Origin of the sequence: Streptomyces sp. STR69, from assembly GCF_024519455.1 — a bacterium.
In the GTDB taxonomy this organism is placed as follows: Bacteria; Actinomycetota; Actinomycetes; order Streptomycetales; family Streptomycetaceae; genus Streptomyces.
Genome location: NZ_JALJRY010000011.1, coordinates 172,481 through 198,440, shown reverse-complemented (window position 1 = coordinate 198,440; position 25,960 = coordinate 172,481). Strand labels below are relative to the sequence as shown.

Annotated in this window: 48 protein-coding genes and 1 tRNA gene; 47 read left to right on the top strand and 2 right to left on the bottom strand. The window is 69.7% G+C overall.

Annotation, left to right across the window (positions count from 1 at the left end; translation table 11 throughout):
• From OC490_RS22225 to OC490_RS22100, 26 genes are all read left to right on the top strand, one after another.
• The gene (locus OC490_RS22225) at positions 1–894 is read left to right on the top strand and encodes a RecT family recombinase (protein WP_262059733.1); all 894 of its coding nucleotides are present in this window, start codon (positions 1–3) and stop codon (positions 892–894) included.
• Positions 891–1,250: a hypothetical protein gene (locus OC490_RS22220; protein WP_262059732.1), complete on the top strand. Its 360-nt coding sequence runs from the start codon at positions 891–893 to the stop codon at positions 1,248–1,250. The genes OC490_RS22225 and OC490_RS22220 overlap by 4 nt, the downstream gene beginning before the upstream one ends.
• Positions 1,247–1,765 (top strand): hypothetical protein, encoded by a 519-nt coding sequence (locus OC490_RS22215; protein WP_262059731.1) that lies wholly within the window; start codon positions 1,247–1,249, stop codon positions 1,763–1,765. The genes OC490_RS22220 and OC490_RS22215 overlap by 4 nt, the downstream gene beginning before the upstream one ends.
• Before the next feature lie 67 nt (positions 1,766–1,832).
• Positions 1,833–3,005, top strand: coding sequence for a hypothetical protein (locus OC490_RS22210; RefSeq protein ID WP_262059730.1), 1,173 nt, complete (start codon positions 1,833–1,835; stop codon positions 3,003–3,005).
• Positions 3,002–3,307, top strand: a complete 306-nt coding sequence (locus OC490_RS22205; RefSeq protein ID WP_262059729.1) for a hypothetical protein — start codon at positions 3,002–3,004, stop codon at positions 3,305–3,307. Before OC490_RS22210 ends, OC490_RS22205 begins: the two co-directional genes overlap by 4 nt.
• A gap of 21 nt (positions 3,308–3,328) precedes the next feature.
• The gene (locus tag OC490_RS22200) at positions 3,329–3,745 is read left to right on the top strand and encodes a hypothetical protein (protein WP_262059728.1); all 417 of its coding nucleotides are present in this window, start codon (positions 3,329–3,331) and stop codon (positions 3,743–3,745) included.
• Complete coding sequence (locus OC490_RS22195; protein ID WP_262059727.1) at positions 3,742–4,089, top strand: hypothetical protein; 348 nt, start codon at positions 3,742–3,744, stop codon at positions 4,087–4,089. Before OC490_RS22200 ends, OC490_RS22195 begins: the two co-directional genes overlap by 4 nt.
• The gene (locus OC490_RS22190; protein ID WP_262059726.1) at positions 4,083–4,334 is read left to right on the top strand and encodes a hypothetical protein; all 252 of its coding nucleotides are present in this window, start codon (positions 4,083–4,085) and stop codon (positions 4,332–4,334) included. The genes OC490_RS22195 and OC490_RS22190 overlap by 7 nt, the downstream gene beginning before the upstream one ends.
• Positions 4,334–4,783, top strand: a complete 450-nt coding sequence (locus OC490_RS22185) for a hypothetical protein (protein WP_262059725.1) — start codon at positions 4,334–4,336, stop codon at positions 4,781–4,783. Before OC490_RS22190 ends, OC490_RS22185 begins: the two co-directional genes overlap by 1 nt.
• Before the next feature lie 85 nt (positions 4,784–4,868).
• Positions 4,869–5,435 (top strand): TerD family protein, encoded by a 567-nt coding sequence (locus OC490_RS22180; RefSeq protein ID WP_262059724.1) that lies wholly within the window; start codon positions 4,869–4,871, stop codon positions 5,433–5,435.
• 139 nt (positions 5,436–5,574) lie between these two features.
• Positions 5,575–5,958, top strand: a complete 384-nt coding sequence (locus tag OC490_RS22175) for an HU family DNA-binding protein (protein ID WP_262059723.1) — start codon at positions 5,575–5,577, stop codon at positions 5,956–5,958.
• 57 nt (positions 5,959–6,015) lie between these two features.
• The gene (locus tag OC490_RS22170) at positions 6,016–6,639 is read left to right on the top strand and encodes a WhiB family transcriptional regulator (RefSeq protein WP_262059823.1); all 624 of its coding nucleotides are present in this window, start codon (positions 6,016–6,018) and stop codon (positions 6,637–6,639) included.
• Positions 6,636–7,652: a hypothetical protein gene (locus OC490_RS22165; RefSeq protein ID WP_262059722.1), complete on the top strand. Its 1,017-nt coding sequence runs from the start codon at positions 6,636–6,638 to the stop codon at positions 7,650–7,652. Before OC490_RS22170 ends, OC490_RS22165 begins: the two co-directional genes overlap by 4 nt.
• Positions 7,653–7,715: 63 nt before the next feature.
• On the top strand, positions 7,716–7,958 hold the full coding sequence (locus OC490_RS22160; protein WP_262059721.1) for a hypothetical protein: 243 nt from the start codon (positions 7,716–7,718) through the stop codon (positions 7,956–7,958).
• Entirely contained in the window at positions 7,955–8,164 is a 210-nt protein-coding gene (locus OC490_RS22155; RefSeq protein ID WP_262059720.1) for a hypothetical protein, read from the top strand. The genes OC490_RS22160 and OC490_RS22155 overlap by 4 nt, the downstream gene beginning before the upstream one ends.
• Before the next feature lie 4 nt (positions 8,165–8,168).
• Complete coding sequence (locus OC490_RS22150) at positions 8,169–8,342, top strand: DUF4381 domain-containing protein (RefSeq protein WP_262059719.1); 174 nt, start codon at positions 8,169–8,171, stop codon at positions 8,340–8,342.
• A gap of 38 nt (positions 8,343–8,380) precedes the next feature.
• Complete coding sequence (locus OC490_RS22145; RefSeq protein ID WP_262059718.1) at positions 8,381–9,886, top strand: glycosyltransferase family 2 protein; 1,506 nt, start codon at positions 8,381–8,383, stop codon at positions 9,884–9,886.
• Positions 9,883–11,178: a hypothetical protein gene (locus OC490_RS22140; RefSeq protein WP_262059717.1), complete on the top strand. Its 1,296-nt coding sequence runs from the start codon at positions 9,883–9,885 to the stop codon at positions 11,176–11,178. The genes OC490_RS22145 and OC490_RS22140 overlap by 4 nt, the downstream gene beginning before the upstream one ends.
• Positions 11,179–11,282: 104 nt before the next feature.
• Positions 11,283–11,648, top strand: a complete 366-nt coding sequence (locus OC490_RS22135; RefSeq protein WP_262059716.1) for a hypothetical protein — start codon at positions 11,283–11,285, stop codon at positions 11,646–11,648.
• Positions 11,648–12,217, top strand: a complete 570-nt coding sequence (locus tag OC490_RS22130) for a hypothetical protein (RefSeq protein ID WP_262059715.1) — start codon at positions 11,648–11,650, stop codon at positions 12,215–12,217. The genes OC490_RS22135 and OC490_RS22130 overlap by 1 nt, the downstream gene beginning before the upstream one ends.
• Before the next feature lie 2 nt (positions 12,218–12,219).
• The gene (locus tag OC490_RS22125) at positions 12,220–12,486 is read left to right on the top strand and encodes a hypothetical protein (RefSeq protein ID WP_262059714.1); all 267 of its coding nucleotides are present in this window, start codon (positions 12,220–12,222) and stop codon (positions 12,484–12,486) included.
• Positions 12,483–12,686: a hypothetical protein gene (locus OC490_RS22120; protein WP_262059713.1), complete on the top strand. Its 204-nt coding sequence runs from the start codon at positions 12,483–12,485 to the stop codon at positions 12,684–12,686. The genes OC490_RS22125 and OC490_RS22120 overlap by 4 nt, the downstream gene beginning before the upstream one ends.
• A gap of 84 nt (positions 12,687–12,770) precedes the next feature.
• The gene (locus tag OC490_RS22115) at positions 12,771–12,920 is read left to right on the top strand and encodes a hypothetical protein (protein WP_262059712.1); all 150 of its coding nucleotides are present in this window, start codon (positions 12,771–12,773) and stop codon (positions 12,918–12,920) included.
• Complete coding sequence (locus OC490_RS22110; protein ID WP_262059711.1) at positions 12,917–13,378, top strand: hypothetical protein; 462 nt, start codon at positions 12,917–12,919, stop codon at positions 13,376–13,378. Before OC490_RS22115 ends, OC490_RS22110 begins: the two co-directional genes overlap by 4 nt.
• A complete protein-coding gene (locus OC490_RS22105) occupies positions 13,371–13,889 on the top strand; it encodes a hypothetical protein (protein ID WP_262059710.1) in 519 nt (172 codons plus the stop codon). The genes OC490_RS22110 and OC490_RS22105 overlap by 8 nt, the downstream gene beginning before the upstream one ends.
• On the top strand, positions 13,886–14,458 hold the full coding sequence (locus tag OC490_RS22100; protein WP_262059709.1) for a hypothetical protein: 573 nt from the start codon (positions 13,886–13,888) through the stop codon (positions 14,456–14,458). The genes OC490_RS22105 and OC490_RS22100 overlap by 4 nt, the downstream gene beginning before the upstream one ends.
• Here the strand turns inward: OC490_RS22100 and OC490_RS22095 are convergent.
• Positions 14,445–14,702, bottom strand: a complete 258-nt coding sequence (locus OC490_RS22095) for a hypothetical protein (protein ID WP_262059708.1) — start codon at positions 14,700–14,702, stop codon at positions 14,445–14,447. The genes OC490_RS22100 and OC490_RS22095 overlap by 14 nt on opposite strands.
• Before the next feature lie 180 nt (positions 14,703–14,882).
• Between OC490_RS22095 and OC490_RS22090 the strand changes: the two genes are divergently transcribed.
• The 17 genes from OC490_RS22090 (at position 14,883) to OC490_RS22010 (ending at position 24,291) form a co-directional block, all read left to right on the top strand.
• Positions 14,883–16,091, top strand: a complete 1,209-nt coding sequence (locus OC490_RS22090) for a DUF932 domain-containing protein (protein WP_262059707.1) — start codon at positions 14,883–14,885, stop codon at positions 16,089–16,091.
• A gap of 111 nt (positions 16,092–16,202) precedes the next feature.
• Positions 16,203–16,275, top strand: a tRNA-Ile gene (locus OC490_RS22085).
• 33 nt (positions 16,276–16,308) lie between these two features.
• On the top strand, positions 16,309–16,815 hold the full coding sequence (locus OC490_RS22080) for a hypothetical protein (protein WP_262059706.1): 507 nt from the start codon (positions 16,309–16,311) through the stop codon (positions 16,813–16,815).
• 90 nt (positions 16,816–16,905) lie between these two features.
• Complete coding sequence (locus OC490_RS22075) at positions 16,906–17,280, top strand: hypothetical protein (RefSeq protein WP_262059705.1); 375 nt, start codon at positions 16,906–16,908, stop codon at positions 17,278–17,280.
• A 34-nt stretch (positions 17,281–17,314) separates the two neighbouring features.
• Positions 17,315–17,869 (top strand): hypothetical protein, encoded by a 555-nt coding sequence (locus tag OC490_RS22070; protein ID WP_262059704.1) that lies wholly within the window; start codon positions 17,315–17,317, stop codon positions 17,867–17,869.
• Complete coding sequence (locus OC490_RS22065) at positions 17,869–18,132, top strand: hypothetical protein (protein WP_262059703.1); 264 nt, start codon at positions 17,869–17,871, stop codon at positions 18,130–18,132. The genes OC490_RS22070 and OC490_RS22065 overlap by 1 nt, the downstream gene beginning before the upstream one ends.
• The gene (locus tag OC490_RS22060; RefSeq protein WP_262059702.1) at positions 18,132–18,563 is read left to right on the top strand and encodes a hypothetical protein; all 432 of its coding nucleotides are present in this window, start codon (positions 18,132–18,134) and stop codon (positions 18,561–18,563) included. Before OC490_RS22065 ends, OC490_RS22060 begins: the two co-directional genes overlap by 1 nt.
• Positions 18,563–19,117, top strand: coding sequence for a hypothetical protein (locus OC490_RS22055; RefSeq protein WP_262059701.1), 555 nt, complete (start codon positions 18,563–18,565; stop codon positions 19,115–19,117). Before OC490_RS22060 ends, OC490_RS22055 begins: the two co-directional genes overlap by 1 nt.
• Before the next feature lie 14 nt (positions 19,118–19,131).
• Entirely contained in the window at positions 19,132–19,587 is a 456-nt protein-coding gene (locus tag OC490_RS22050) for a helix-turn-helix domain-containing protein (protein ID WP_262059700.1), read from the top strand.
• Positions 19,584–20,207: a hypothetical protein gene (locus OC490_RS22045; protein WP_262059699.1), complete on the top strand. Its 624-nt coding sequence runs from the start codon at positions 19,584–19,586 to the stop codon at positions 20,205–20,207. Before OC490_RS22050 ends, OC490_RS22045 begins: the two co-directional genes overlap by 4 nt.
• The gene (locus tag OC490_RS22040; protein ID WP_262059698.1) at positions 20,204–20,557 is read left to right on the top strand and encodes a hypothetical protein; all 354 of its coding nucleotides are present in this window, start codon (positions 20,204–20,206) and stop codon (positions 20,555–20,557) included. The genes OC490_RS22045 and OC490_RS22040 overlap by 4 nt, the downstream gene beginning before the upstream one ends.
• Positions 20,554–21,324, top strand: coding sequence for a hypothetical protein (locus OC490_RS22035; RefSeq protein WP_262059697.1), 771 nt, complete (start codon positions 20,554–20,556; stop codon positions 21,322–21,324). The genes OC490_RS22040 and OC490_RS22035 overlap by 4 nt, the downstream gene beginning before the upstream one ends.
• Positions 21,321–21,536 carry a hypothetical protein gene (locus OC490_RS22030; RefSeq protein WP_262059696.1) on the top strand — a complete coding sequence of 72 codons (216 nt, stop codon included), beginning with the start codon at positions 21,321–21,323 and terminating at the stop codon, positions 21,534–21,536. Before OC490_RS22035 ends, OC490_RS22030 begins: the two co-directional genes overlap by 4 nt.
• A gap of 328 nt (positions 21,537–21,864) precedes the next feature.
• Positions 21,865–22,086 (top strand): hypothetical protein, encoded by a 222-nt coding sequence (locus OC490_RS22025; protein ID WP_262059695.1) that lies wholly within the window; start codon positions 21,865–21,867, stop codon positions 22,084–22,086.
• Positions 22,083–22,502: a hypothetical protein gene (locus OC490_RS22020; RefSeq protein ID WP_262059694.1), complete on the top strand. Its 420-nt coding sequence runs from the start codon at positions 22,083–22,085 to the stop codon at positions 22,500–22,502. Before OC490_RS22025 ends, OC490_RS22020 begins: the two co-directional genes overlap by 4 nt.
• Complete coding sequence (locus OC490_RS22015) at positions 22,499–23,203, top strand: nucleotidyltransferase domain-containing protein (protein ID WP_262059693.1); 705 nt, start codon at positions 22,499–22,501, stop codon at positions 23,201–23,203. Before OC490_RS22020 ends, OC490_RS22015 begins: the two co-directional genes overlap by 4 nt.
• Complete coding sequence (locus tag OC490_RS22010) at positions 23,203–24,291, top strand: hypothetical protein (protein ID WP_262059692.1); 1,089 nt, start codon at positions 23,203–23,205, stop codon at positions 24,289–24,291. The genes OC490_RS22015 and OC490_RS22010 overlap by 1 nt, the downstream gene beginning before the upstream one ends.
• A 6-nt stretch (positions 24,292–24,297) precedes the next feature.
• Here the strand turns inward: OC490_RS22010 and OC490_RS22005 are convergent, their stop codons facing one another.
• Positions 24,298–24,570 carry a hypothetical protein gene (locus OC490_RS22005; protein WP_262059691.1) on the bottom strand — a complete coding sequence of 91 codons (273 nt, stop codon included), beginning with the start codon at positions 24,568–24,570 and terminating at the stop codon, positions 24,298–24,300.
• Positions 24,571–24,811: 241 nt separating this feature from the next.
• Between OC490_RS22005 and OC490_RS22000 the strand changes: the two genes are divergently transcribed.
• Genes OC490_RS22000 through OC490_RS21985 form a run of 4 tightly spaced genes read left to right on the top strand, consistent with a single transcriptional unit; the run spans position 24,812 to position 25,948 of the window.
• On the top strand, positions 24,812–25,036 hold the full coding sequence (locus tag OC490_RS22000; RefSeq protein ID WP_262059690.1) for a hypothetical protein: 225 nt from the start codon (positions 24,812–24,814) through the stop codon (positions 25,034–25,036).
• On the top strand, positions 25,033–25,359 hold the full coding sequence (locus tag OC490_RS21995) for a hypothetical protein (protein WP_262059689.1): 327 nt from the start codon (positions 25,033–25,035) through the stop codon (positions 25,357–25,359). Before OC490_RS22000 ends, OC490_RS21995 begins: the two co-directional genes overlap by 4 nt.
• A 14-nt stretch (positions 25,360–25,373) precedes the next feature.
• A complete protein-coding gene (locus OC490_RS21990; protein WP_262059688.1) occupies positions 25,374–25,610 on the top strand; it encodes a hypothetical protein in 237 nt (78 codons plus the stop codon).
• Between the two features lie 2 nt (positions 25,611–25,612).
• The gene (locus OC490_RS21985; RefSeq protein WP_262059687.1) at positions 25,613–25,948 is read left to right on the top strand and encodes a DUF6257 family protein; all 336 of its coding nucleotides are present in this window, start codon (positions 25,613–25,615) and stop codon (positions 25,946–25,948) included.
• Positions 25,949–25,960: the final 12 nt, after the last annotated feature.

Sequence of the window (25,960 nt, the reverse complement as noted above, 5' to 3'; positions counted from 1 at the left end):
ATGCCCGACACCCTGAAGGACCGCGTGAAGCAGGCCGCTTCGGAAGAGCCGCCGGAGCAGTCGGCGGTGACCGACCTCGCGCTCAACGACAGCGCCATGGCGTGGCTCCAGAGCAGGTCGACGTACTTCACGGACGCACTGCCCCGGCACGTCGACCGGGCCCACTTCATGTCCGTCGCCCGCGCGATCATGCCGAACCTGGCGAAGTGCACGGACTACAGCATCACCAGCGCGCTGCTGGCCTGCGCACGGTTCGGCCTGGAGCCCGACGGCCGCCAGGCCGCGGTCATCCCGTACGGCGACACTGCGACCTTCCAGCCGATGTACGAGGGCTACATCGAGCTGATGTACCGGCATCCCCGCGTGGACAGCGTGCATTTCAACTGGGTGCGCGAGGCAGACCAGTGGGACTTCACGCCGACCGAGCCGTCCCCGCGCGACTTCTTCCACAAGCCGCGCGTCGACCGCACCGAGGAGGAGCGGGGCAAGGTCATCCTCGCGTACGCCTTCGCGTGGATCGACGGCCGCCGCTCCCAGGTGATCATCCTCAACCGGCCGCAGGCCGAAGCGATCCGCGACAAGTACAGCCACGCGTACAAGAAGGCCGAGCGCAACCAGAAGCACGACAGCGCCTGGCACACCGACTTCGACGCGATGTGGGCCAAGAGCGCCGTCCGCCGCCTCGTGAAGGTCGTCCCCACCTCGCACGAACTCGCCGATCTGGTCCAGGCCGACGACGACGCCGACGACACCAGCGCGGCACCGGCCGTCATCCGGGGAACGGTCGTCGCCCGCGACGACCAGGACGCCGGCGGGGACGGAGCCGAGCGGCAGGCGTGGCCGACGGCCGCCGAGCCCGGCTCCGGCGTCCGCGAGGGCGGTGAGCAGGAGTGACCGCCGAGTTCCGCGAGGCTGTCGCCCGCAAACTGACCGAGCAGGGCCGGCGCGCATTCACGTCCGAGACCTACTCGCGCGAGGCCGTATTCGCCGCTCTCCGTGAGATCCGGTACAGCCAGGACGGAGACCCCGACAACGACGTGCTCGGCAAGCTCGCGCGTGGGTTCGCCGAGGACCTCGCCGGTGTGGTCGACGTCCCGCCGCGCGACATCGCCAGCGTCCTGATGGCTGCCGGGGGAGCGGTCGGAGTGCTCGCCGAGCTGAGGGGGCTGGACGCAACGACCCTCGCAGGACTCCTGCAGTACGCCGCTGACGAACTGGACCAGCGTGCCCGGGCCGGTGAGACGTCATGACGAATCTCAAGTTCGACGCGAAGGTCAGCGCATCGGCACAGGAGGCGCTGGAGCCGCACGTCAGGCCGATGTACAGCTCCCTCGGTTCCAGCCGCATGGCCATCATCGAGTTCCGCAGCCTGGAGCGCACTGAGCCTGCGCCCGGCACGGAGAAGGAAGCGTCCGTTCGGGTCCGCATCGTCGGCCTGGAGCTGCCGAACCCTGAGCAGGAGGGTGCGGTACGGGAAGCGCAGCGCTTCCTTCACCTTCAGCGGACCGCGCGCGGAACGCTCGATGACGACGGGCAGCTGGAGCTGGACGAATCGACGCTCCGGCTCACCGGCGGCCAGCTCGCCTGGCTCGAAAGCGCACGGCTGCGGGCCGGGCTCGGCTACTGGGCGCGCTACGCCGAGCGCCTGGTCCACGGACCCGACCTCACGGTCACCGAGGTCCGGCACGAGATGCAGGCCCTCGCCGAAGGACTCTCCGCCGTCCTGAACACCGCAACCGACCACAGCAGCGACGACGACACCTGACGCCCATGACGCGCCCCTGAGGCGCGCATGAACCCATCCCGACCACGCCCGGAAGGAGGTGACCCCCATGCAGCGCGTCCGTGTTCCGCTGCGAGTCGTCGTCGGCTACTACGCCGACGCCGTCCTGCCCGTCTACGTGAAGATCGCGGCCCTGTCCCGGCGCGAATCCGGATGCGAGGCCGGGGTCGCCTACCTGTCCGGGCTGCTCGGCCTGTCCCGCTCCAGCGTCGAGCGGGCCCTGACACAGCTCATGCGGCCAGCCCCGGACGACGACATTGCCGAGGTCACCAGCTACCGGCGCACCCACCAGGGCGGTCGCGGCCACACCGCCGTACGCCGCGTCAGGGTCGCGAGCCGCGCCGAGCACGGGGCATGGGTACCCACGCGGGCCGCCGAAGGGCTCAGCCCGCGCCAGCTGCGCGCGTACGCAGCGCTGTCGTACGCCACGGCGACCGGACACCACCTCAGCCTCGCCGAACTCGGTCACGTCCTGCGCCACCGGTCCGGGAAGAAGGCCAGCGAACCGCTCGACCCCCGGTCGGTGCGTCGCATCCTCCGCGCCCTGGAGGATCTCGGCTGGATCAGCGTGGACCGGAGGGCCGGATACCGCGGCCGTCACCTCTACACCGTCCACGACGAGCCGGTGCAGGCTCCACTGACTGCGGATCTTGATGAGGGATCGGGTGCGGATCTTGGTGGGGGATCCCTCGCGACAGTGGAAGACCAAGAGATTGACTCACCCGATGATTCGCCCCCTGCCGCCTTGGACATCCGCCGTAGGCGAGAACAGGTAGTAGCGCGAGGCCCTGTGGAAAACCCCGCCGGTCCTCCGCTTCCGTCGACGTTCCGCCGCCCGTACGCCGGGCCCGATCTGAGTCTCGCTCCGCGGATCTGGGACGTGCTCGAACCGGTGAAGGTGCTGCTGGCCGGGCTGTCGCCGTACGTGGTGCGCCAGGCCGCCCGCGAAATCGGACGGCAGCTGAACGCCGGCGCGGACAGCGAACGGCTGCGTGCCCGCCTGGAGTTCCGCTTCGCTTCGACCGAGACGATCCGGGATCCCGCGCGGTGGCTGCTCGGCGCGGCCCTGAAGCCTCCGGAGCGGCACCCGTCCCGGTGCGGCCTCGCCGGCTGCGACCGGGGAGTCATGCGCTTCACGGACGCCCCGTGCAAGGCCTGCGCCGAACTCGCTGCCGGGCATCCTCCGCATCGGCCCCCCGAGTTGCTCGGGAGGCCGACGTGACCGATGTCCCCTGCCCGGCCACGCACCAGCTGCTCGCGCTCGCCGAGGCCGCCCGGCCGGACTGGTCCATCGACCTGCTGCGCGACGTGCTCGCACAGGTCCGATGCCGCGAGGACGTCAGCTTTGGACGCCTCGTCGTCGCGGTCGCGCAGCTGATCGCAGACCCGGACGCCGAACCCCCAGACCTCCTCCCCGGACTGCCGGATCCGTGGCGACAGCGTCGCCGCCCCCCGGAGCCCGACACCGCACACCGCGGGGCCGCCGCAGCACGCGCCGCCCTGCACCAACCCGAAACCGACTGAACCCGAAGGGAGGCGATGGCGATGACCGCAACCGTGCACGTCGCCCGTCGCACCGCCCCGCACCACCCGCTCACTGCGCTCCGCGCCCGCTGGAACGCCCTCCAGCTGCGTTACTCCCGGCGCGCCCTGGAGATGTACTTCGAGCGCGCCCGCCTGCTGCGTCCCGTTAGCGACCCGAACCGGCACGCCTGGGAGTCACCGGCCATCGAGGACGCCTTCGCCCTCCTGGCCGCCGGCCACCCGGAGACCGTTACCCCAGCCGACGGCGGCATCGCCGCCCGCGACACGGACCGCGAGCAGCTGCTGCTCGCCGCCTGCGACGTCTGGTTCCGCGACATCCACGGACCCGAGCACTCCTGGAGCCCCCGCACGATCGCCTCGTACGGACAGCTGCTGGCCGGAGTCCGCGACTGCTTCCACCCCGGCGGTGCAGCATGAGCAACGTCAAGAGCATCGCCCGCACAGCGAGCAGGCCTGCCCGCGACCGACTGTGGCGCCGGCTGCGGGACATCACCGGACGCGACGTCATCGAAGTCCGTGTCACCCCGGCCGCATACGGCGAGGGCACTGTCTGGTGCGCGATGGCCATCGACAGCAACCGCCGCGAAATCCCGTTGCCCGGCAGCACCAAGGAGGTCGCCGGCCTGATCCGGCGTGCGTTCGTGGACGCCGACTGGCACCGGGCCCACGACTACGACGTCACCACGGGCGCCCTTACCGAGCATGCGATCGCCATGCCCGGATGCCTGCTCGGTGACGCCACGCGGAGGGGCCGATGCTGACCTTCGCCAAGGGGCCGACGGCACGAGAGCAGCGCCTCAAAGCCGAGAACCGGGCCCTCCGCAGTCAACTCAGCGCGCTCACCGACCGGTTGGCCGACCTCCAGAACGCGAACGAGGGCGCCTACCGCGAGCTGTCCTCCGCGACTGGCGGCCCTCGCTTCGACCCCCAACAGCCCTTCCCGGCGGACCCCCCGCGCCGACTCGGACAGCTGCCCCGGCTGTGGCCGTCGAGAAGGGAATCGTGATGGAGTACGCGGCCCTCACGGTCGCCGTAGTCGGCACTGCGGCCGTCCTCTACTACGTCGCACCAGCCGGACGCGGGCTGCACCGCCTGACCTGGACCCGAGTCCGGCTCCGCGCCGACGTCGCCCGGCTGGACACGGAGAACGACAAGCTCGCGTGCACCCTGGCCCGCTGTCTCATCGAGCGGCAGCAGGCGCTTCGGGAGCGGGACGCCGCGTGGACGCTTCTCCGTCAGGCCGAGGTCCTGGTCGCGAACCTCGACGAGCAGCTCGGAGAACAGCAGCTCATACACGCCGAGAACCTTCAGTTGCGCTCCGACCTGGCCAATGCGACCGCTGTGGGCCAGCTGTCCCGGGGGCCGAGCCCCGCGGAGCTGGCCAGCGGCGCCCTGCCGGACGACGTGCAGGAGTTCGTCAACGCGACCGCTACCGCCTGGCGCGCCAGCGCCTGACAGAGCCCCGTTCCGCCGCCGGGATGACGTTGGCCCGGCGGCGGAACGGCACCACTAAACCGATCAGGAGAACACCTTGCTGAACATGAAGAAGGACCAGGCCGAAGGTCTCACCGGTGTGAGCGTGCTGCAGGTAGGAGTCGCCTGGAAGACCTCCGGCGGCGGACAGAAGGGCCTCATGGGCCGCCTCCGCCGAGCCGTCGGAACCGATCTCGATCTGACCGCCGTGGCGCTGGCGGACGGCCGTCCGAAGAGGCTGTGCTGGTTTGACAACACGGACGCCTTCGACAACGGCTCGCTGATCACTCTCGGCGACAACCGGACAGGCAAGGCCAACGGCGATGACGAGACAATCATCGCCCGTTTCAACCAGCTCCCGACCAGCATCGACACCCTCGTCTTCATCGTGACTGCCTTCAAGGACGGCGTGTCCTTCGCGAATGTCGAGGGCGTCACGCTGAACGTCTACGACGGCGGCCCGGGTGGCCAGCGCATCGGCCAGTACATGCCGGATATCGACTCACGCAGCGACGCCTGCGTGATGGCCAAGGCCGTACGAGCAGGCGACGGATGGACCATCACCGTCATCAACGAGATGGGCCGCGCCAGCACCCGCGACCAACTCCTCCAGCTCGCCAAGCAGTACGCCTGATGAGCCGGCGAGCGGCGGCAGCCGCCGCGCTCGCCCTGACCTCCTGTGAGCCATCCGGAACGCACGGCACCGGCATCGGCGACAAGTACTGAGCCGCGCGGGGCCAGTTACTGCCCCGCGACGAATTCTGGAGCATCCTGTGAAGAAGCCCGTCCGTATCACCGCCCCACTGAACACGACCGGACTGGTCGATGTCGTGGCGGCAGACCTCGACATCTCCCAAGCGCAGGCCCACGACGCCGTGATGGCCGTGTTCGGTGCCATCACCCGCGCCACGGCATCCGGCCACAAGGTGGCCATCACCAACTTCGGCACGTGGCTGCCCTCCCGGGCGAAGCCGCGGATCTTCCGGAACCCGCAGACCGGTGAGGCCATCACGGTCGAGGCCCACCAGGTCGTCAGGTTCCGGGTCTCGCCCGGCTTGGCCGACGCAGTACGCCGCCGCGACCGTCACGCCGACATCCGCAAGCAGCCCCGGAGCACCAAGACGCCCGCGGCTGCGGCCACGCCCACCGCGGAGTGAACCGTGGGCACCTACTTCGGATCTGTGCCCGAAACGGCCGCTCGCCGCCGCGACTGGATGGACCGCACCGCCTGCCGCGAAGAGGACCCAGACCTGTTCTCCGACAAGACCAAAGTCCACGAGGCCCGGCTCGTGTGCGTAGTCCGATGTCCCGTACGAAAGGAATGCCTCGCCAGCGTGAAGGAGGTCGAGCACGGCAGAGGCAGGGACTCCCGCGACGGTGTCGTGGCCGGCCTCGTGCACAACGAGCGATACCGGCTGGACCCCCACGTCCCCAGAGGCGAAGACGACTCACCCCTGCTCGAACTGGACGGCACGGAGCGGTGCGGGACGTACAACGCACTGCTGGGGCACCTCTGGCGGGGCGAGCGCATCGACGCGGAGTGCTGGAGCGCGCAGGCGCGCCGCGAACGCCTGGCTGTCGCAGCCACTGCGGCCAAGCGGCAGGCATCCACCTCCGCACCGGCGGCCCCCGCAGCACCGCACGCCCCAGCGGTGCTCCCTGCGGAGCCGGGCACGAAGGTCATAACGCTCAAGGAGCGCCACGTCTACCGGCTCTGGGCGTGCGGCCTCCCGGACCTGAAGATCGCCCGCCGCGCCGATCTGAGCACGCCCGCCGTACGCCGAATCCGCGAAGGGCTCCGCCTGCCGCCCAACGCGCAGGAGAGGAAGGGGCCGTGAGCCCGTACGTTCCGCGCAGCGACATCGTCGCCGAGCTCCGCAACGGCCTGTCCAACGCTGCCATCGCGCAAGCACTCGGCTGCGACCGTCACCGCGTCGGCGACATCCGGAAAGAACTCGGCCTGCCCAACGTCGTCCGGCACGTGCTCACGGCTCGCCAGAAGTGGCAGACGCTGACCAGGCCGCTGGAGGGTGGCCACCTGGAGTGGACCGGCGAGCACGTCGGAGCCTCCCGCACGCCCGTCATGCGGCACAAGGAGATGTCGTACAGCCCGGCGGCGATTGCCTTCGAGATCCAGCACGGGCGTCCTGCGCAGGGCTACGTGATCGCCGACTGCGGACGCGATCACTGCATCGCCCCCGGGCACGTAGCGGACGAGGCCGGCCGCCAGGCCAAGCGCCTGGAGCTTCGTCGTGCCAAGAAGCTCGGCGACCGCCCGGACACCTGCCGATACGGCCACGACCAGACCGTCAACGGACGTCTGGAGAGGGACGGACGCCCGTACTGCGAAGCCTGCAAGCGCGCAGCGAAAGCAGTGCCGCAGACGCAGCGCGAAGCGACGGCCGCCGCCCGGGAGGCCGTCCGGCGAGACATCGAAGAGCGGCTTCGGAAAGGCATCCCGCAGGTGCACATCGCCAGCGAGCTCGGCGTTTCCCAGGCGGCCGTACGACGCACCCGTGAGGCGCTCGGCCTGTCGGTGCCGCGTTCCGGTCGGCGCGAGCGGTACGGCTCTCTCGCGGAAGGGTTCCGTGCCAACACCGAACCGTCCGACGGCGGTCATCTTCGCTGGACAGGGCGTGCCGAGCGATACGTGTACTTCCGCAAGCAGCGGATCACGGCCGCCCGCCTCTCCTTCGAACTCCACTTCGGCCGCCCTCCGGTCGGGCAGGCAACGGCGAGCTGCGGCATGGCCGACTGCCTTGCAGGCGCCCACCTCGCGGACCGCCCGATGCGGCAGGCCAACCGGAGGGCCGACGCCGCCTTCACCGCGATCTTCGGGCTGGCGTCATGAACGCCCGCGCCAACCTGCCCGCGTCCAGGGCCGCCCTCGGCCCCTCGAATCTGAAGGATGCTGATGTCCCTGCTCAGTTGGGCCGCGATCGCGGTCGCACTGGCCGCCTTCATCGGCGCGTTCTTCGCGCTGCCCGACCGCTGGTTCTGCGGGCTGCTCGCCCTGGCGTGCATGCTCGGCGGAGCGGACTCCGTCTACCGCGAACTCACCATGTGGGCCATCGCATTCCTCATCTGCGGCGTGCTGTTCTCCGGCGCAGCCGCGCACGCCGTGTACGCCGACGCACGCGGCCGGAGACAGCGATGACGTCCGGGCAGACCCTCGTCGTCGCCGCGCTCGGCGGCCTGTTCGCGGTCATCGCCCTGATCGTCTTCATCGCCCTCGCCGTAGGCGTCTACATGCTCTCCAGCCGCCTCACCGAACTCCGTGAGCAGCGCCGCGAAGAGCGCCAGAACCTCAAGACCTGCCGCGCCATCGACGCGCTCGGCACCACCAACCACCCCAAGGGATAACCCTGTGTCCGACAAGTCCCAACTCGCTCACACCGGTACCGTCGCCGGAGCCATCGTCGTCGGCGGAGCCGTCATCACCGGCTGGTGGCTTCTCGCAATCGCCGTAGGTCTCGTCGCCGTCGGCGCCCTGGCCGTCCGTCTCGGCTTCCGCCGCCACAAGACGGCAGGCGAACGATGACGAGACCACCTCTCTCCGCACGCGTGCACCGTTCCCGCATGGTGCTGTCCGCTGCAGTCACCCTCCTGGCCGGCGCATCGTGGGCCGCCCAACATGCGGTCCAGGCCGCCGACTACGGCGGCGCAACAGGGTCCCGGCTGGCCGCCGTGTGGGCCGTCACGTTCGTGCTGCTGCTCGGACAGACGCTCATGTACCACGCCGAGCGCCCGGCCCGGCCGTCGCCCCGCGCGCGCCGCCGGCTCAACGAACTCCACGTCGCTGTCCTGCTGCCCGTCTACAACGAAGACGAGGGCTACCTCAGGCTCGCCCTGGAATCGATGCTCGCCCAGACCCGGCTGCCGGACAGTGTGCACGTCGTCGACGACGGATCCGGCATCCGTGACGACGAGCGGAACATCGTCGAGGTCATCGACTACGCGGCCGTCAGGCAGTGGTGGGAGGCGGCCACGGCGGCCTCCGGCATCGCGACGACCTGGCACCGCCAGCCCAACGCGGGCAAGCGGCACGCCCAGGCCGCCGGCGTCCACGCCAGCCCGGACGCGGACGTGTACATCACCGTCGACTCGGACTCCTGCCTCGCACCGACCGCCATCGAGGAGATCCTGCTGCCGCTCGCCCGGCATCGGGTGCAGTCGGTCGCCGGGATCGTCCTCGCAACGAACCACCGGACGAACCTCCTCACCCGGGTCACGGACCTCTGGTTCACCACCGGGCAGCTCACCGACCGCTCGGCGCTGTCCGCGATGGGCAGCGTCCTCGTCAACAGCGGCCCCCTCGCCGCCTACCGGGCCGCAGTGATCCGGGACAACCTCGACAGCTACCTCAACGAGACGTTCCGGGGCCGCCCCGTCATGTTCTCCGACGACTCGCTGCTGACCCTGTATGCGCTGCTGCGCGGCCGGACCGTCCAGCAGCACACCGCGATCGTCTTCACCGCGCTGCCCGAGCGCGCCAGCCACTTCGCCCGCATGTACATGCGGTGGATGCGCGGCTCGACGATCAGATCGCTCTGGAGGCTGCGCTACCTCCCGGTCACCGGCTACGCGTACTGGGCGCACGTCACCCGCTGGTTCACCGTCGCCCTGTCCACCACGGTCCTGGGCTGGCTGCTCCTCGTCGAACCCCTCCGGTACGGGAACCGGCCCTCGGCCACATTCCTCGTCGTGCTGCTCCTCATCGGCTGGGCGCAGGCGCTGCGCTACCTCGGCGTCATCCGCAGCGACGAGCGCATCCGCGAGCGCGCCGTGACCTGGCTGCTGATGCCGCTGGCCGTCCTCGGCTCGTGGACCGTCCTGCGCGCCATGCGCTGGTACGGCATGGCCACCTGCGCCCGAACCGGCTGGGGAACTCGCCAGGACGGCGCCGAAGTCTCCCTCGACGGCGTCGTCAACACCATCGTGCCCTTGCCGGACGACGACACCTTGCAGATCCCGCGCATTCCCGTCGCGAAGCTCCTCGACCCCGTAACCGAGACGACGCTCACGCTGCCCATCCCGCGCCCGCGCGAGGCGTGGTCGCCCCTGCCCGAAGGAACTCCGCGATGAGCGACAGCGCACACCCGACCCTCGCGACGTTCCGCGTCGTCCGCGACCAGGACGTCTCCGGGATCTCCGGTACAGGCGTCGTCGCCGAAGGGGTGCAGTTCTCCGACGGCTGGGTCGTTACCCACTGGCTCGACCAGGCGCCCATGTGGGAGCCGAAGACCGACGTCTGGCACCACAAGGGCACCCGCCCCATTACGAAGATCCACGGCCACGACGGAGCAACCCGCATCGTGTGGACCGCGGACCAGGAGTCCGCAGACGCAGAGCTGCGCGCCGACATCGCCGCGGCCTTCGACGTACCTGGCTGGATAGCCGGCGGCGAAGCAGAGCGGGTGTCCCTGCGCCGGCAGGTCTGCCACGCGCTCCAGCAGCAGTTCGTTCACGAACGGCTCCCCGACGAAGACGAGCGGCAGGGCATCGACGAACTGACCGACATCGTCATGCCCGTCGTCGACCAGTGCCTGGGCGAGCGCGACCGCTGGCGAAACATGGCTGGCCGGGCATTCGCGCTCGCCTACTGCTGGCAGGGCGCCCACGGATCGTCGCTGTTCCTCGTACGGTCCGCCGGGGCCGAACTGCTGGAGGCTCTCAACAACCCCGAGGCGTGCGTGTCCGAGAACGCACAGGACTGCACGCTGCCCGGGTGGGCCGACTCCGACGAGGTCGTGCCTTCCACCGAGTGCTCCGCGCAGTACCACGGCCACCAGGCCCCCCGGCTGTGCATCCGGGCCGGTCGGCACCACGGCGACCACATCGACGAGCGCGGCTTCCACTGGTCGGACACCGTCGCCCTGTACCCGATGGTCGACGGCGAAGTGAAGTACGGCCGAGTTCCGGCGCCGAACTGCACGAACCCCGATCACGCCTGCAGCACGTGCGGGAACTGTGTGAACCAGCACCCGGGAGAAGGCGGCTGCTACGACCAAGGCCCCTCGAACCAGGGCCCGTTGACTGGGGTCGAGGTACGGGACCCGTGCCCGTACTGCGAGAGCTGCGCGCTTGTCCCGCGCCACCTCATGGACGACCACGTTCGCGAGCACCACCCCGAGGTGCGCACGGGAGGCCCCGACATCCCGGTGCCGCCAGCCGAGTCGGAGGGCGCCGACCTCACCCCTCGACAGCGCGCCTACAAGGCCGTCAATGAGTACGTAGCGACCCTCCGCGGGGCTTGGCCGACCACCCAGTCTGCGCGCACAGCACACATCTGGCTCGCCGTGAACCGTGCCCTCGAAGCTGTCGGTCACCCCGCCGAACCAGAGACGCGCCGCCTTGCCCGCGCGACGGAGGTCTGAGGGTGCGTACGGGCCTCCAGCCGGACGCCACCCCGGAAGAAGTGCGGGACCAACTCTCGTGGACTCGTGGGGAATTGGCCAGTGCGCGCCACACGATCCAGCACATGTGCCGCTCGATGGGCTGGATCGCCGGCCACGACCGCCAAGGCCTCGACCACCTCGACGAGGCGATGCGAGCGGCCCGAGCCCGCGAACGCGCCGTGGAACAGGCCAGAGCGTGGGCACAGAGAGCCAAGGCTGCCGACAGCACCATCGACAAGGTTCGCGCCCTGTGTGACCAGCTGCGGGAAATGCCTGGAGAACGATGGCTCGCCGACCGCCTGGACGCCATCCTCGACCCGCCTCAACCGCCATCCTGCGCGCGCTGCAAGGACCGCGGTTACGTCCCCGACTGGACGAACTGGAACCAGGCGTACGGAGAACCCCACCCGAAACCGTGCCCCGACTGCCAGAACAAGGAACAGAGCTGATGCGTAAGATCCCCACCCTCTTCGCCCGCGACCTGCGCCTGGGCCGCATCCGTACCGTGCTGCCCGTCGTCACACCTGGCTGCGAGTGGGTCATCAACGGTGAAGGCCTCGCGACCCGCAAGTGGGACGGCACCTGCACGATGCTCGACGAGCACGGAAACTGGTGGGCTCGCCGCGAGGTCAAGCCCCGCAGAGACATCCCGCCGGGCTACGTCGTCGAGGAGCACGACGAGACGACGGGGAAGCTCGTCGGCTGGGAGCCGATGGCGCAGTCGCCGTTCTCGAAGATCCACGCTGAGGCCGCAGCCCACCACGTGGACGGACCCGGGACATACGAGCTCGTGGGCCCGAAGATCAACGGCAACCCGGATGGATTCGACTGCCACGCCCTCATCCCGCACGGCTATGCACCGGCCGCCGAGCGCGCCGACATCGAGGCAGCGCCGCGCGACTACGACGGCCTCCGGGACTGGCTCCTCGACCGCGAGTACGAGGGCCTCGTCTGGCACCACCCCGACGGACGCATGGCGAAGATCAAGTCGCGCGACTTCGTTCCGAAGGAGCAGTGACCGTGGGACGCCTGATCAGGGCTTCGAGTGTCGACCGGTTCCTCGTCGACAAGGGGCACGAGCACTCCGAGTTCGAGGGCGGCGACTGGGACCCGGGCGTCCGCGTCGCGCAGTCCGGGCGCCGGATCGTGCACGTCTTCTGGGACGGCCCCGGTGAGGCGGATCAGCTCGCCGCGATCACCATCGAGCTCCGCGAGGCCGGCTATCACGTGCAGCCGCAGCAGATGCGCGGCGGCGGAAGGCGGCGCCTGGAGGTGACCCGGCCATGACCGCACTCGCACCCGAACCGGTAGTTGCCGATGCGGGCAGCGGCGACGACCTCATGCACGCAGCGTGCTCGTGCACCCCGGACATCGCGCTCTGCGGCACCGACGTCTCCAACCTGCCCTGGGGTGACGACTCCGACGAGACCACTTGTGTCGTCTGCCGCGAGCTCGAAGACCTCGCCTGTCCCAAGTGCAGCCGATGACCATGAAGGAAGGGATCAGCATGCGACCCAGCTTCACCCGCGGCTTCCGCCTGCACCTGGCGGACGATGCTCCGGAGGCCAGCGGTGCCTGACGAGATACCAGACCCGATCACCGAACTCGCCGCAGCCGCAGTCCAGCAACACGAGCTGTACCAGGCATGGATCGACGCCGGGTTCACCCGCACGGAGGCTCTGGAACTGCTGAAGACCGTCATCCTCGGCGGTACCACGTGATCGACGAATCCCTCCTGCTGGCCTTCAGGACGTACGCGGCCCGGTCCACGGTCGACGCCGGGCTGCTCCTCGACGCCGATATCTCGCTTCAGCACACCGTCTTCGACCGGCTGCTCTTCGAGATGCGCACCAAGGTGCTCGTCGACGAGCTACCACCCGAGCAGGTCGTGGCCCGACAGCGGGTCACGTACGAGGTGCCGGCATCGACGTGGCAGATGTGGAAGAAACGTCACGCCTCCAGCTGGTACGCGCGGCGGCTCGTCGCACGCTGGCCTGTCCAGTACGAGCCCGACCCGGACGGCCAGGGCGTTGACGCAGTGTGCACTCTCGACCTGGAGCGCTTCCGCGCATACCCGCGGGCCAAGGTCCGGCTGCCGCGCGACCAGTTCGGCCCCGAAGTCCTCTCCCACGTACTCCGCGGCCCGAACTGGCGCATCGGGGGCGACGGCGATGCCTGAAGAACAGTGCGACGGTTGCTGGATCGAGTCCACGCTCGACGACACAGGGAAAGCGGCCTGCCTTCTGAAATGGGGGCCGATCCGTGCCCTGCTGATGCCGCCCGTGGTACTCGCCACCGCCCGCGATCTCATGTCGGCAGCCATCTCCGCCGAGACGGACATCGCCCTCATCGGGGCATTTCGCGAGGAGTTCCGCGCGGACGACCAGATGTTGGGGACCGTACTCAAAGAGGTTCGCGAGCGGCGCCCTGTGCTTCCTACTCCGTCCGCGCTCCGCATCCACGCTGTGGCCGGCGCCCGAACTGGGAAGCCGCTCGTACATATCGGGCGCGGCTCCATGCGGGGCGAGCTGACCCCCGACGAGGCCCGCGAGATGGCCGTGCACTGGATCCAGACGGCGACGGCCGCACAGATCGACGTGCGCCTGCGGTACGCGCTCGGCGAATGGGGCCGCCTGAACGTCGTGGAGGTCGAGGAGCTGTTCGCCCTGATCCGGGGGGTGGGCCGATGATGAGCATCGACGACCTGGTGCGCGATCTGCTCGACCAGTATCGCGGCGACGACGAACATCCCGGCGACGGCGGCCCTGGCCTGCTCGACCGCCTCGACCACTTGCCCCTGCGTACGAGGCCGGCGCCGGACGGCGGACATGCGCCGCCCGGGTCGCGTCCGCCGACGTCCCTGGAGGCCCTGTCCTGGAGCCAGCGCATCAAGGCCGAGGCCGTCCGGCTCGATGCCGGGCTCCGCAACTCCGAGCACACGCAGTCGTGGTACCGGGCGCTGAAGGCCTTGGAGCCGGGCGCGCAGAACACCGACCGGGAGCCGGAGGTGCGTCGGACGGTGGCCCGCTGGCACGGCACCGTGCTGACGGTCCTCGGCCTGCGCGGGCCGTCCGTCCACTTCCGGCATGCGCTGTGCCTCGCCTGCGGTGAGCGGACCGTGTACGGGCGCGCGGACGACGACCGGCCAAGGGCCTGGTGCGTGAACGACGCCTGCACGGACGGCGATTCCGGCTCCCCGGCCCGCTACGAAGGCGATCGTCTGTATCTGCTGACGGAGAACAGGGTCAGTCGCTCGTGAGCCGGCCGCGGGTGGGAGGCCGGAGTCGTTCGATGCCGGCCTCCCGTCCCATGCGGCGGTACTTCTCGTCGTCGTAGCCGGTGAGGCGGGCGAGGTCGCCGATGGTGGCGCCGTTCTCGCGCATCTCGCGTACGGCCATCTCGCGGAGGGGCTCGCGGAGCTGGCGGAGGGTGTCGTGAGCCGCCTTGATCTGGGCGAAAAGGGCCGCTGCGTCGGCGGGAGGTTCGTAGTTGCTGCGGGCCATGGCGTCGATGATCGCATGGCCCGCAGGCCGATTGTGCGGTCTGGGCTGTGGTGTCATCCTGTACGAGCCTCCATCGCACTGTCTGATACTTTCTTTGACATTCCTCTTCCGTAGGACGCATTGTCGTCCTAAGATTGAAGGCGAAGCAAGGGCCGAAAAGCCCTCCAGGAGGGGTTCGCCATGAGCATTACCACCGACGTCAACACGGCATTCGCCGACGAGAAGACCGCCCAGATCGACGCCGCGCGCAGCCGAGAGCAGGCGTTCCAGGCCCGTATCGGCCGTGGAGAGATCCGCCCGGTCGGCGGCGACCAGTACGAGGTACTCACGGGATGGGATCGGGGCGAGGTCTTCACCGTCTCCCGCAACATCCAGGGCAACATTGACGCGATCATCGCGAACCACGGCCTCGACTCGCGCGCGGACGGCACGATCGCCCTCTACGCCTCGTCACCGGCGTGGCACGGCCTCGGCCAGGTCATCCCCGGCGGCACCACCGACATCGACACCGTGCTCACCGCCGGGGGCCTCGACTTCACTGTCACCACCGTGCCCGCCCTCTACCAGTGGGGCGGCGAACTGCACGAGCACGCCGACCAGTTCCACACCGTCCGCCGGGACACCGGAGCTCCCCTCGGCATCGTCGGCCGCCGCTACCAGCCGATCCAGAACCGGGAGGGCTTCGAGTTCCTTCAGGAACTCGTGGGCCGCTTCGACGTCGTCTGGGAGTCCGCCGGAGTCATCAGGGGCGGACGCCGCGTCTTCATCTCCATCCGGCTTCCCGAGACCGTCACGGTCGACGCCGACGGCATCAACGACGTGGTCTACCCGTACGTCGCCGTCATGAACGACCACTCCGGCAACGGCACATTCCAGTGCGTCGTCACCCCGTGGCGCCCCATCTGCGCGAACACCGAACGCTTCGCCGTCCGCGACGCCGTCACCCGCTGGGCAGTCCGGCACACCGCAGGCGCCACCGACCAGATCAAGGAAGCGCGGCGCACCCTCGGCCTGTCCGTCCAGTACTTCGAGCGGTTCGCCGACGAGGAGACCGCCCTCGCCCGCACGGACATCGCCGTCGACTCCTTCCGCAAGGTCATCGCCGACCTGTGGCCGCTGGAGGACGACGCCCCGGACCGCACGCGCACGAACCACGCCACTCGGCTCGGCGCCCTCGACAGCCTGTTCCGCACCGAGGCCGACCGTGTTGGCCCCACCGCCTACGCGGCCGAGCGCGCCATCACCGGCTACCTCGACCACGTCGCCCCCCGCCGCCCCGGCAAGACCATGACCGAAGAGATCGCCCGTGCCACCGCCGCCCTCGAAGGCAGCGACGACGAGACCAAGAGCAAGGCCCACCGACGCCTGCTCCTCCTCACCCGGGCCTGACCCAAGACCGGCGGCCGGGTTCATCCCCCTGGCCCGGCCGCCACCCAGGGCCGCGCCCCGAACTTCCCCCGGGCGGGGCGCGGCCCGCACCATCCACAACTCAACACCGGAGCGGCGTACCTCAGTTGGTAGAGGGCTGGCCTTATAAGCCACGAAGTCGCGGGTTCGAGTCCCGTCGCCGCCACTCAAACACCCATCATCAAAAGGGAGTTGAACAATGGCCGCGACCGTGACCGGAAAGGCCCTGCCCGGCACAGCAGCCGAAGTAGCAGCTGCCGTACTCGACGGCATCCAGAACTACCCCAACGCCTTCGACATGGATACCTGGGTGGGGCTGCGGGACATCGGGCAACTGGGACCCGAAGCGGAACCGATCTGCGGCACCACGATGTGCGCAGCCGGGTGGGTCGCGCACGTCACCGGCTGGACCCTGATCGACGCTCTCTACGAGAACGACGAGACCGATCAACTGGTCCTGATCACCTACTCCGACGGCGTCACCTGCTTCGAGTTCCGGCACGTGTACGCGTCGAAGGACGGCATCAACCGGCCCATCACCGACGTCGCCCGCGAAGCGCTCAGCCTCACCCATGACGAGACCTTCTGGTACGACGACGTGCGCACTGCCCTGATCCGGCTGCACCAGATCGCCGAACGCGACCGGGACCACTGCGAACCGGACATGGACGCGGGCACTGGCCACGGCGCCTACGAGTACCGGTAACCGCATCCCGTTTACCCGGCGGCCGGACACGCCACCGTGCGCTGCGCACTGACTCGCTTCCGCCGCCGGGCCTGCTGCCTGGAGACCTTCATGACCTCACCCGCCCGCCACCTGTCCAAGTGTGCCGAAGGCGTCCGCTCCTTCAACCACACCTCCAGGTCCGCCGCGAAGGACTGGGAGTTCCCCAGCCACTCGTACAGCGCGATCGGGAACCTTTCCCAGCTGGTCGGGACGCTGGACCAGGCCCTCTGGCAGGCCACCTATCCCGTCAGGCGTACGTACGAGCACGGCCGTGTCCGCATCGACAACGGCGGCGACGCGGACAAGAAGGTCGCCGAACTGCTGGCGGCTTACGAGGACGCCTCCCGCGCCGCCTCCGCGTTGACCGAAGCCGTCCAGCGGATGCACAACGCCACCTCCCCGATGGGCCTGGACACCACCGGACTGCCCGGCTTCGGGGACTGAAACCGAGAGTCGACCACCAAGGAGAGGGACCCTCATGACCATCCACGACATCCCCAGAGAGGCCGTCGACGAACGGCCCGCCGGCTACCGCGAGCCAGGCGAGCAGGCCACGATCCTTCAGGACGTCCTTGCCGCTGGCGGCGTCGACCTCGGCGAGTACGACCGCGACATCATCCACTGGGTGTCCTACTGGGACTGGTCCACCATCGCCGTCATCGCCTCCTGGGTGGCGCGCGCCGCCGCCAGCCGCCAGCCCACGCCGCCCATCGCGCTGCCCGGCCGGTTCGACGCCACCCCGGCCGAGGTCGACCAGCACCTGCGCCGGGTCCTCGCCGAGGGCCAGGTGCTGCTCTACCAGCAGGCCATCGGTCGCGCAGCCGTCGCCGAAGCCGCGCAGGACATGCGACTGGACGCCGACCCCGAGAGTCCGGACGTCCACGGTTGGAACGCTGCCAGTGACTTCCTGGACCCGGACAAGGGCGGCAACACCTACCCGTCGCAGCTCCAGTGCTCCCAACACGACGGCTTCGGCCCGTGCCCGGGCGCACCCCGCTGCACGCCGGCCGAGTCCGTGAAGGAAACCGTCTGATGGCCACCGGCCCTGAGCACTACCTCGAAGCCGAACACCTCGTCGAGCGCGCCCACCACTACACCTACGGGGACGGCGCCGACCCCGTCACCGGCGCCGCGCTGGCGGCCGAGGCGCAGGTCCACGCGACCCTCGCACTCGCCGCCGCAACGGCCCTGAACGACCACAGCCACTCCGAGGGCGGCATGCCCCTGGAGGACTACGACGCCTGGACCAAGACGGCCGGCGTCTGGCAGGCCAAGCCGAAGGCAGGTACCGACTGATGGCCTTCGACCCGAGCGACTACTGCTCGAACCCGAAGTGCGGAGGCACGGCCGATGCCTGTGGCTGCCCCGCCGACCACAACACTCAGGACAAAATGCGCTGCCCGGACTGCAAGGGCGAGTGGTGGCGTGCCCACGGCGACAAGTCCACCGTCTGCCTGCACCCCGAGTGCCGCCAGGAGGGCTCGGTGGTCGTGCGGGCCGCCAAGTACCCGCCGACTTACGGCGAGGACGGCGAGCCGCTGGACAGCGACAGCCCCGCCTCCGGTGAGCCGGCGGACTGCGGCGCCGTTGGCCCGGACGACGAGTGCGGGATGTGTGACGGCTGCCGCGAGTCCGCCGCCGCCGACATCGAGACGCAGCACGAGACCGGGGAGCTCACCTACGGCGAGGCCGTCGCCGCGCACGAGTTGAACGGGACGTGGAACTGATGAGCGCTTCCGAGGACGCGGTCACTTCGCTGGTGAACGGTGGCTACGCGCCGCAGATCGCCCGTGAGATCCTCGCCGCTGTCGCGGCCGAGGCCCGCTCGGAGACTGAGCGGCACTGGGCGGCGAAGATCCGCGAGGTCGGTACCGCGAAGGGTTGGTCGGTGTGGGCCTCGGCCTACATGGACCCCGACGTGCCCTTCACCGACATCGGCATGCCGTCGACCGAGACCATCGTGGCCGAACTGCGTCGCCTCGACCGCGTCGCAGTCCTGCGCGAGGCGGCTGACGCGATCACCGACGCCATCGAGGCGGATCGGGCCTACTCGCCCCGGCGCAGCAACGACCGAGCAGCCCTTGGCGGGGCACGGGAGATCGTTCTGGGCTTGATCGACAAGCCGCGCCGTACGGCTGACGACACCGGACGGGAGAAGGACACCAGCGACGACCACCAGACGCCCGCCGGCGAGTCCACTCCTGCCCCCCACGCCCTCAGGTCGTGCGCCACCGAATCCCTGGCGCGCGCCACCAACGACGGCAAGGGAACAACGCCGTGAGCCAGCCTCCCGCCATGACCATCGACGTGCGCCGCGCGCTCGTGCGCCAACTCCTCGCCAAGGACCCGACATTGAGCGCCAGAGCCATCGCACTTCAGATCGGTGTCGGCAAGGACACGATTCGCCGCGATCTCGAAGAGATCCGCCAGGAACAGAGCCAGCCTCCGCCTGAACCGGAAGCCCACGCGCCAGACGACGCGCCGGAGGCCTCACCTGTAGAGGAAGCCGATGCGCCGCGCGACCCGATGGATGAGCCACTGAGCAACTGGCTGACTCCTGAAGCGCGCGCCGACCTCGCAATCCTCCTGGAGGCTGGCCACCCTCTCGGCTTCGCGATACGCCGCGCGCTGGAAGTGCTCGCCGACGCCTACCGCGGCGCCTGGGAGAGCGGCATCTACCCGCGCGGCATCGCTCCCCAGATCACACACGTCAACGTCCGCACACGCCGCTCCGGAGGAACCCCCCTGTGATCAGCCCGACAACCATAGAGGCGATCAAGGCGCAGCTGACAGGGCATCTGCAGTCCCGCACGGTGTGGGACGAAGTGCCGGCGCTGTTCACGGTCCATCAGGGCATGCTTGAAAGCGCACGCCTGGCCGAGATGCCCGTACCGGAATGGGTATGGAGCACCGTCCAGCACCCGCCCACCGCAGTGGCAGCGTTGGCGGCCGGGATGGGCGGCATGCCGCGATTCCCGGACGGTTCGCACCTGATGGTGCGGCCGGGGTTCGGGCGGTTGATCGGCGTCGCGTTCCGGTACGAGGCCTACGCACTGTCGAGCGACTCCCCCCATCCGGCCGTCCAGGAAACCATCCGACGTCGACAGGCGCACGGGTCGGTGCCCAGGTACAAGGACATCCCGGGCAGGATCGAGCAGCGGTGCATCAGCGCGGTCGACCTCGACGGAGGCCGCTACATGGCCAGCAGCAACCGTCTCGACGAGTCGAGGTCGGAGGCCACCGACCCGTCGCTCCACTACCTCGCGTTCGACAACCCGAAGCGAGAGAGCCTGTCGGGCAACGTCATCGACGCCGTCATCCGACTCCTCAACGCCATCAAGCCCGTACCGGCCAAGGACGGCGCCCTGTGAACCCGCGCCCCGTCTCGTGCAGTTTCTACATCCGCACCCCGGCCGAGAACGGCCAGTTCTACTACGACCGCGTCAACATCGGCAGCCCGCACGCCGACGGCAAACTGCACACGTCGGACGTCCCGCAGATCGGCGACCTCCTGCACCTGTGGGACACGCTGAAGAAGCAGGGCGGCAAGTACGAGGTCGTCGCCCGGCAGTGGCTCCACTCCAGCTACGGATCAACCAACTGGCCCGTCCTGGAGCCTCAGCCCACCGTCGGCACGCTCCTGGAACTCGTCGTGGTACCCGCAGAGGACATCTTCCGTAACCAGGTGCTGCGCCCGGAAGAAGAGGACGACGACGCGTGAACTACCGCCCCTACCCGAGAGTCGACCGAGCACGCCACCAGGTGAAGCGCGGCCGGTGGCGTCCGTACCACTACATCCGGCAGCGGGCCGACGGCGTCATCGAGGAGACCTACATCCATTCCACGGACGCGCTCACCGAGTTCGCCCGCGGGATGAAGCGTCTGGAGTCCGACCTGGAGAAGCCGGACACGCGCCCACTCAGGGACGCGCTGCGGGCGCTCGCCGACCGCATGCCGACGAGCGCCAGCACGGCCAGCCAGGCACTCGCCCGGGCCGCAGCAGGTGCCGAGGCGGCCCGAGCGCGAGCGGAGGCAGCCGGAACGTTCCTGGACCACCCGCGCCGCACCGGGAAGACGGCCATCGTGGCGGCGATCGTTGACCAGGCCGTGAAGGACGGCGAGCACGTCCACGTCGCCACCATGAGCGGTGTGCGCTGCGCCGGGGGAGACTCGACCTGCCCGTTCCCCCGAAAGGGACGAGAACGTCCGCTTATCCTCGCCCGCGTCGTGCGAACCTGTACGACCACGCCCTCGCAGTGGGACGCGTGGACCATCGACGGCCAGTACCTCTACCTTCGCTACCGGTCGGGCATCGGAACCGTGGACGCATTCGACAGTCCCGATCCGGAAACGTGGCCTCACCTCACGGCTGGCCTCATCGCGCTGTTCGAGCACGGCGACTGGTACGCCGGCGAGATGACCCTCGCCGAGTTCTGCGAACGGGCCGGCCTCCAACTGGCCGATAACGCAGAGGTGACTGGGGAATGAGTAGCGCCCGCGTCCTCGGCGCGATTGCGGTAGTAGTGCCGGTCACCGGCGCGCTCGTGATGGCGCTCGGGTACCTCGCCTACCGGATCTTCGCTCGCCACGTCGCGCGACGGCTGCGCATCCGAGCCGACCTCTTCGCGAAGGCAGGAAAGATGCTGCATCTTGTCGCGGGCCTGCGCTATGCCGCCGACCAGATCGACCCAGCGAGGTGAGCGTCCCGGAGCGGACAGGACGCGCTTGCCCCGACCGAGGGTGCCGCTGGTGCGGACCGGACAAGGAGATCGTCAAGTTCGAGGTCCGCGACCCGGAGACAGGTGGCATCGGCAGCGAGGTCATGTGCTGCCTGTGCGGCCGACATCAGTGGCGGTGGGGCTGGGAGCGGCAGTTCTGGGCCCTCGAAAGGCAGCGGGAGATCCTCCGGGGCGTCCTGATCACCGCCTGGTTCGCGTCCCAGATCACCAAGCTCACAAGTCCGCAGCGGCCCGAACCTGTCGCGCTCGACCCCCAACCAGCACTCTTTCCAACGGAGTTGATAGCACCTTGAGCGCGCCACTTCAGGTCCGGACCGCCGACTTCCCACCGGTCGGCTTCAGCACGGAGCCGACCGTGCGCGCGTGGGCCGCCGCCTGCCGCCCCTGCGGAAGTGGTGGCGTGCCGCTGCTCGTCGCCCGCTCGGCCGCGATGGACCGCGCCGGCTGGCAGGCATGCATGACCGCCGCCCACCTGCACGTCGACCAGCACAAGGAAGGAGGCCGACTGTGATCACTTCGCGAGACCGCGTCGACGTCGTCCTGGACGTCTACACCGAGGACGACGCCTACCGCGTCCGGATGGTCGGCGTGTACCAGTCCGGCCAGCCCATACCGCCGGTTCCGCCAGGCGCGACCCGGAACGTCGTACAGACCTTCCTCGACCTGAAGACCGACGTGCGTGCCTTCTCTCTTGGCTACGGGCTCAGGGCCACGGGGCCGATCCGCAAGGGATCCGCCTGGGTGTGGGAGCCCCTGAAGCCAGAGGTCCGGCAGGACGTGCGTATCGCGGCCGTCGAACTGCGTGGAGGCGACTGGTGGGTCCAGACCGAGAACATCGGCGGAAAGAAGCCGGGCGCCCTCCACTGGAACGAGCTGGACCGGTTCGTCGAAGCGTGCGTGCTAGTCGAGCCAGCGGTAGGCGCATGATGGCCGCGACACCAGGTGCTCTTCTCCTCTCCGGCATCGTCGGTTCGACCGCGTACGGCCTCGACCGGACTGGCTCGGACATCGACAGGCTCGGCATCTTCGCTGTCCCCACCGAGCAACTGCACGGCCTCGGGCGGCCGACCGAATCGCACGTCACCACGGGCCCCGACCGCACCCTGCACGAGGCAGCGAAGTGGTGCCGTCTCGCGCTCGGCGGCAACCCCACCGTCATGGAGCTCGTCTGGCTCCCCGACGAGCTGTACGAGATCCGTACACCGCTCGGCGACGAACTGATCGGCCTCCGCAGCGCCTTTCTCTCCGCTCGCCGTGTCCGCGCCGCCTACCTCGGCTACGCAACCCAACAGTTCGAGCGGCTCCGCAACCGCGGCGACGGCTCGTTCTCCGCCGATACCCGCAAGCGGACCGCGAAGCACGCCCGGCACCTCATGCGGCTCTGCCACCAGGGCTTGGAGCTGTACACCACCGGCCGCCTGACCATCCGCGTCGACAACCCCGACGAGCACCACCAGTTCGGCGACCGCGTGGCCGCCGACGCCTCGGCCGCACTGCCGCTCCTCAACGCGCACGAGGCCGCCTTCGCAGCGAAGCCCACCGTGCTACCCGACGAGCCCGACGAAGCCGTTGTTGAGGCGTGGCTCCGGCGCGTCCGCGCCCACTACTACCAGCCGGAGGCGACCTGATGACCACCGACCTGGCAGGGCTGCGGGAACAGATCGCCAAGGTGCTGGCGCGCACGGAACTCAACCCGCCGTTCCCACATTGCCTGGCCATGGCCGACGCGGTGTTGGCCGTGCTGCCCGCGTCCGTCGACCGGGCCACCGTGCTCAACGAGGCCGCCGACGCGCTGGGTCGCATGGACTACGAAGCGGACAGCCAGGACTACGGCTACGACACGTTCCGCGACGCGTGGAACGGCGGAGTGATCGACGGCGCCGCCGAGCTGCGTCGCATGGCCGTCGAGGCGCAGCAGCAGACCGGTTCAGGCTCGCTTGAACTTCCTGGCCCGAAGTTCAAGGAAAACGCCGAAAGCTTGAATGGGGCCGTCGTGCTCAACGAGGCCGCGCGGACGATCGCCGCCGATGCCGCACTGCGCGAGACCGAGGGCGAGTACGCACTCGCCGAGTACGGGTACGAACTGGCGCGGCTCATCCGGCCGAAGGAGCTGCCCGCCGTTGTCCCGGGTGGGGCTGGCGAGGCACCGGCACACGAGACGCAGGCGCTCGCCGCCATGTTCGAAGGCCTGCACACCCTCCTCGCCACCAGCTCGCGTGACTGGCAGACCTATCGGGTCGACGCCTGGCTGTGGGCAATCCTCTGCGGCTGGGACTGCGAACAAGCCGAGCACGACGAGACATGCACGCACGGCGCACTGGAGGAGACCGCCGCCATCCACGGCTGGGACGACGCCACCGTGGCGAAGGCGCGCCGCTACCGGGCTGCCGTCCGGATCCTCACCGGGCCCGCTGGTGGGGCGCAGGCGAAGGAGGTGCGGCGTTGCGCCCACACCGATATCGTCTACGGCCGCTGCATGCTGCCCATGCCCGGCCACGACGGCCGCGAGTGCTTCCACGAGAAGCAGCCCGCCCGCGTCGACGAGGAAACCGACGAAGACAGCCTGTGCGGCAATGAGTACCCGGGCGACGGCAACTTCGTAGGCCAGCTCTGCGCCCTGCCCAAGGACCACTTCGGCGAGCACCGGTGCGACGAGTCGTTCGCGGGCGTCGCGTACACCGCGCTGCTGCGCTGGCCGAACCAAGATCGGCCATGAGCGTTGCTACGTGCCGTCTCGCTCCAGCCTGCGCAGGTGGCTGTCCCTGATGGAGCGCACCGTGGTGTGATGCAGCCCGATGTCGTCGCCCACGGTGCGCAGTGATGCGCCAGGGCGCGCGAGCAGCTCCACCACGACTTCGCCGCGCAGCTCGGCCAGCCCCTTGAGGCCGTCGAGGACGACGGTCATGGCCCGTGCCCGCTCGACAGGATCCGCGATCTGGTCGAGCCCCGCCATGGTGTCCAACACCCGCTGAGCCTCCTTCGGTACATCCGGCACACCCGATCCCTTCGCCGGGCGGGCTTTCCCTAACTGTAGGTACCCCCCTACAGTGGTGAGGGGCAGCCCGCGCTGTCTACGCACAACGGCCCCGACCGACAACCTCCACGCCGTCGGCCGGGGCCTCCCACCCTTCAACTCCCAAGTCACAAGGGCAGGACATGCTTGATCGTAGGAGCGACGCCCATGCGTCGCATAGCCCCGGCGCGCGCCACATGCGCCAGCTGGGGGAGTGGTAGCCGTGCGCTTCCTCCTCTGGGTGGTCGCGATCCTTCTGACCGTCGCCGCGTCCGTCTGGCCCGCCTTCGCCGTCGGCCTGGGACAGCTCGTCGCCATCACGACGATGTTCCTGCTGGCCGGTGTGGCGCATCTTCTGTCGCAGCCACCGCTCTTGGCGCTCGCCACCGTGGCCATCGTCGCCGTACGGCTGGCGCACTCCGGCTGGCGCTCCCAGGGGCGCCGGTGAGTGATCCGCTGTCCGAGGCCGCTCGCCAGGCGGTCGAGGCCGCAGACAACACGGCACAGCTGAAGCTCATCGCCGCCGCCCTGCACGTCCAGCAGCTGACCCGCTCCCAGCCGCCCGTCTGCCAACACCAGCCACCGCAGGCCGAGTTCAACGCGAAGAAGTGGTGGACGATCGGCTGCTTGGCCATCCTCGGCGGCTGCGTCGCCTGCTTCCTGGCCGTGGCCTTCGCCGTGGCGGCCGTCGCCGCCGCCGTCGGCGCGACCTGTGCCACCGCCTGCCTGCTCGTCCTGCGCTCGATGTGGCGCGACCTCACCCGACGCTGACCAGGGGGAATCCCATGCAGAACACCACCCAAGACCAGTACGTCCGCCTCGCGTGGAACGCCACCGCCCGGGCCGAGGCCCTCGCCCGGGACGCCGAGAGGTACGCCCGCGACGAGGACTTCCGACGCAAGGTCGAACCGCTCACCGCAGCCGGCCGCCTGTGGGCTGAAGTCGCGCAGTCCTACGCCGCCATCGCAGCCGTCCTCCCGGAGCCGCTGCCCGAACTGCCCACGGACGGAACGGTGTCCTGACCGTGCGCAGCTCGTACACCCGCGGCGAGAAGCTGCGCCTGGCCTACCTCGTCGTCAAGGCGGCGAAGCAGTCGTTCGCCGGCGACCGAAACGTCGACACCATCGATCCGCGGGTGAAGGCCGAGGCCGTCCGTATCGAGGAGCGGGCCGCCGAACGCGGCGAGCGCGAAGCCCAGGCGCTCCGCGAGCAGCTGGCGAAGACCCGCAGTGATGCCGCGAGCGCGAAGGCGGCCATGCGCGCCAGCAGGGGCAGCGCCCGTGCCGAGGCCCGCCGCGAGATGCACGCCCACGAGGCCGCCGCGCGCCGCCTCGAACGCGAGCTGAACACGTACCGGTAGCTGCGCCCCGGG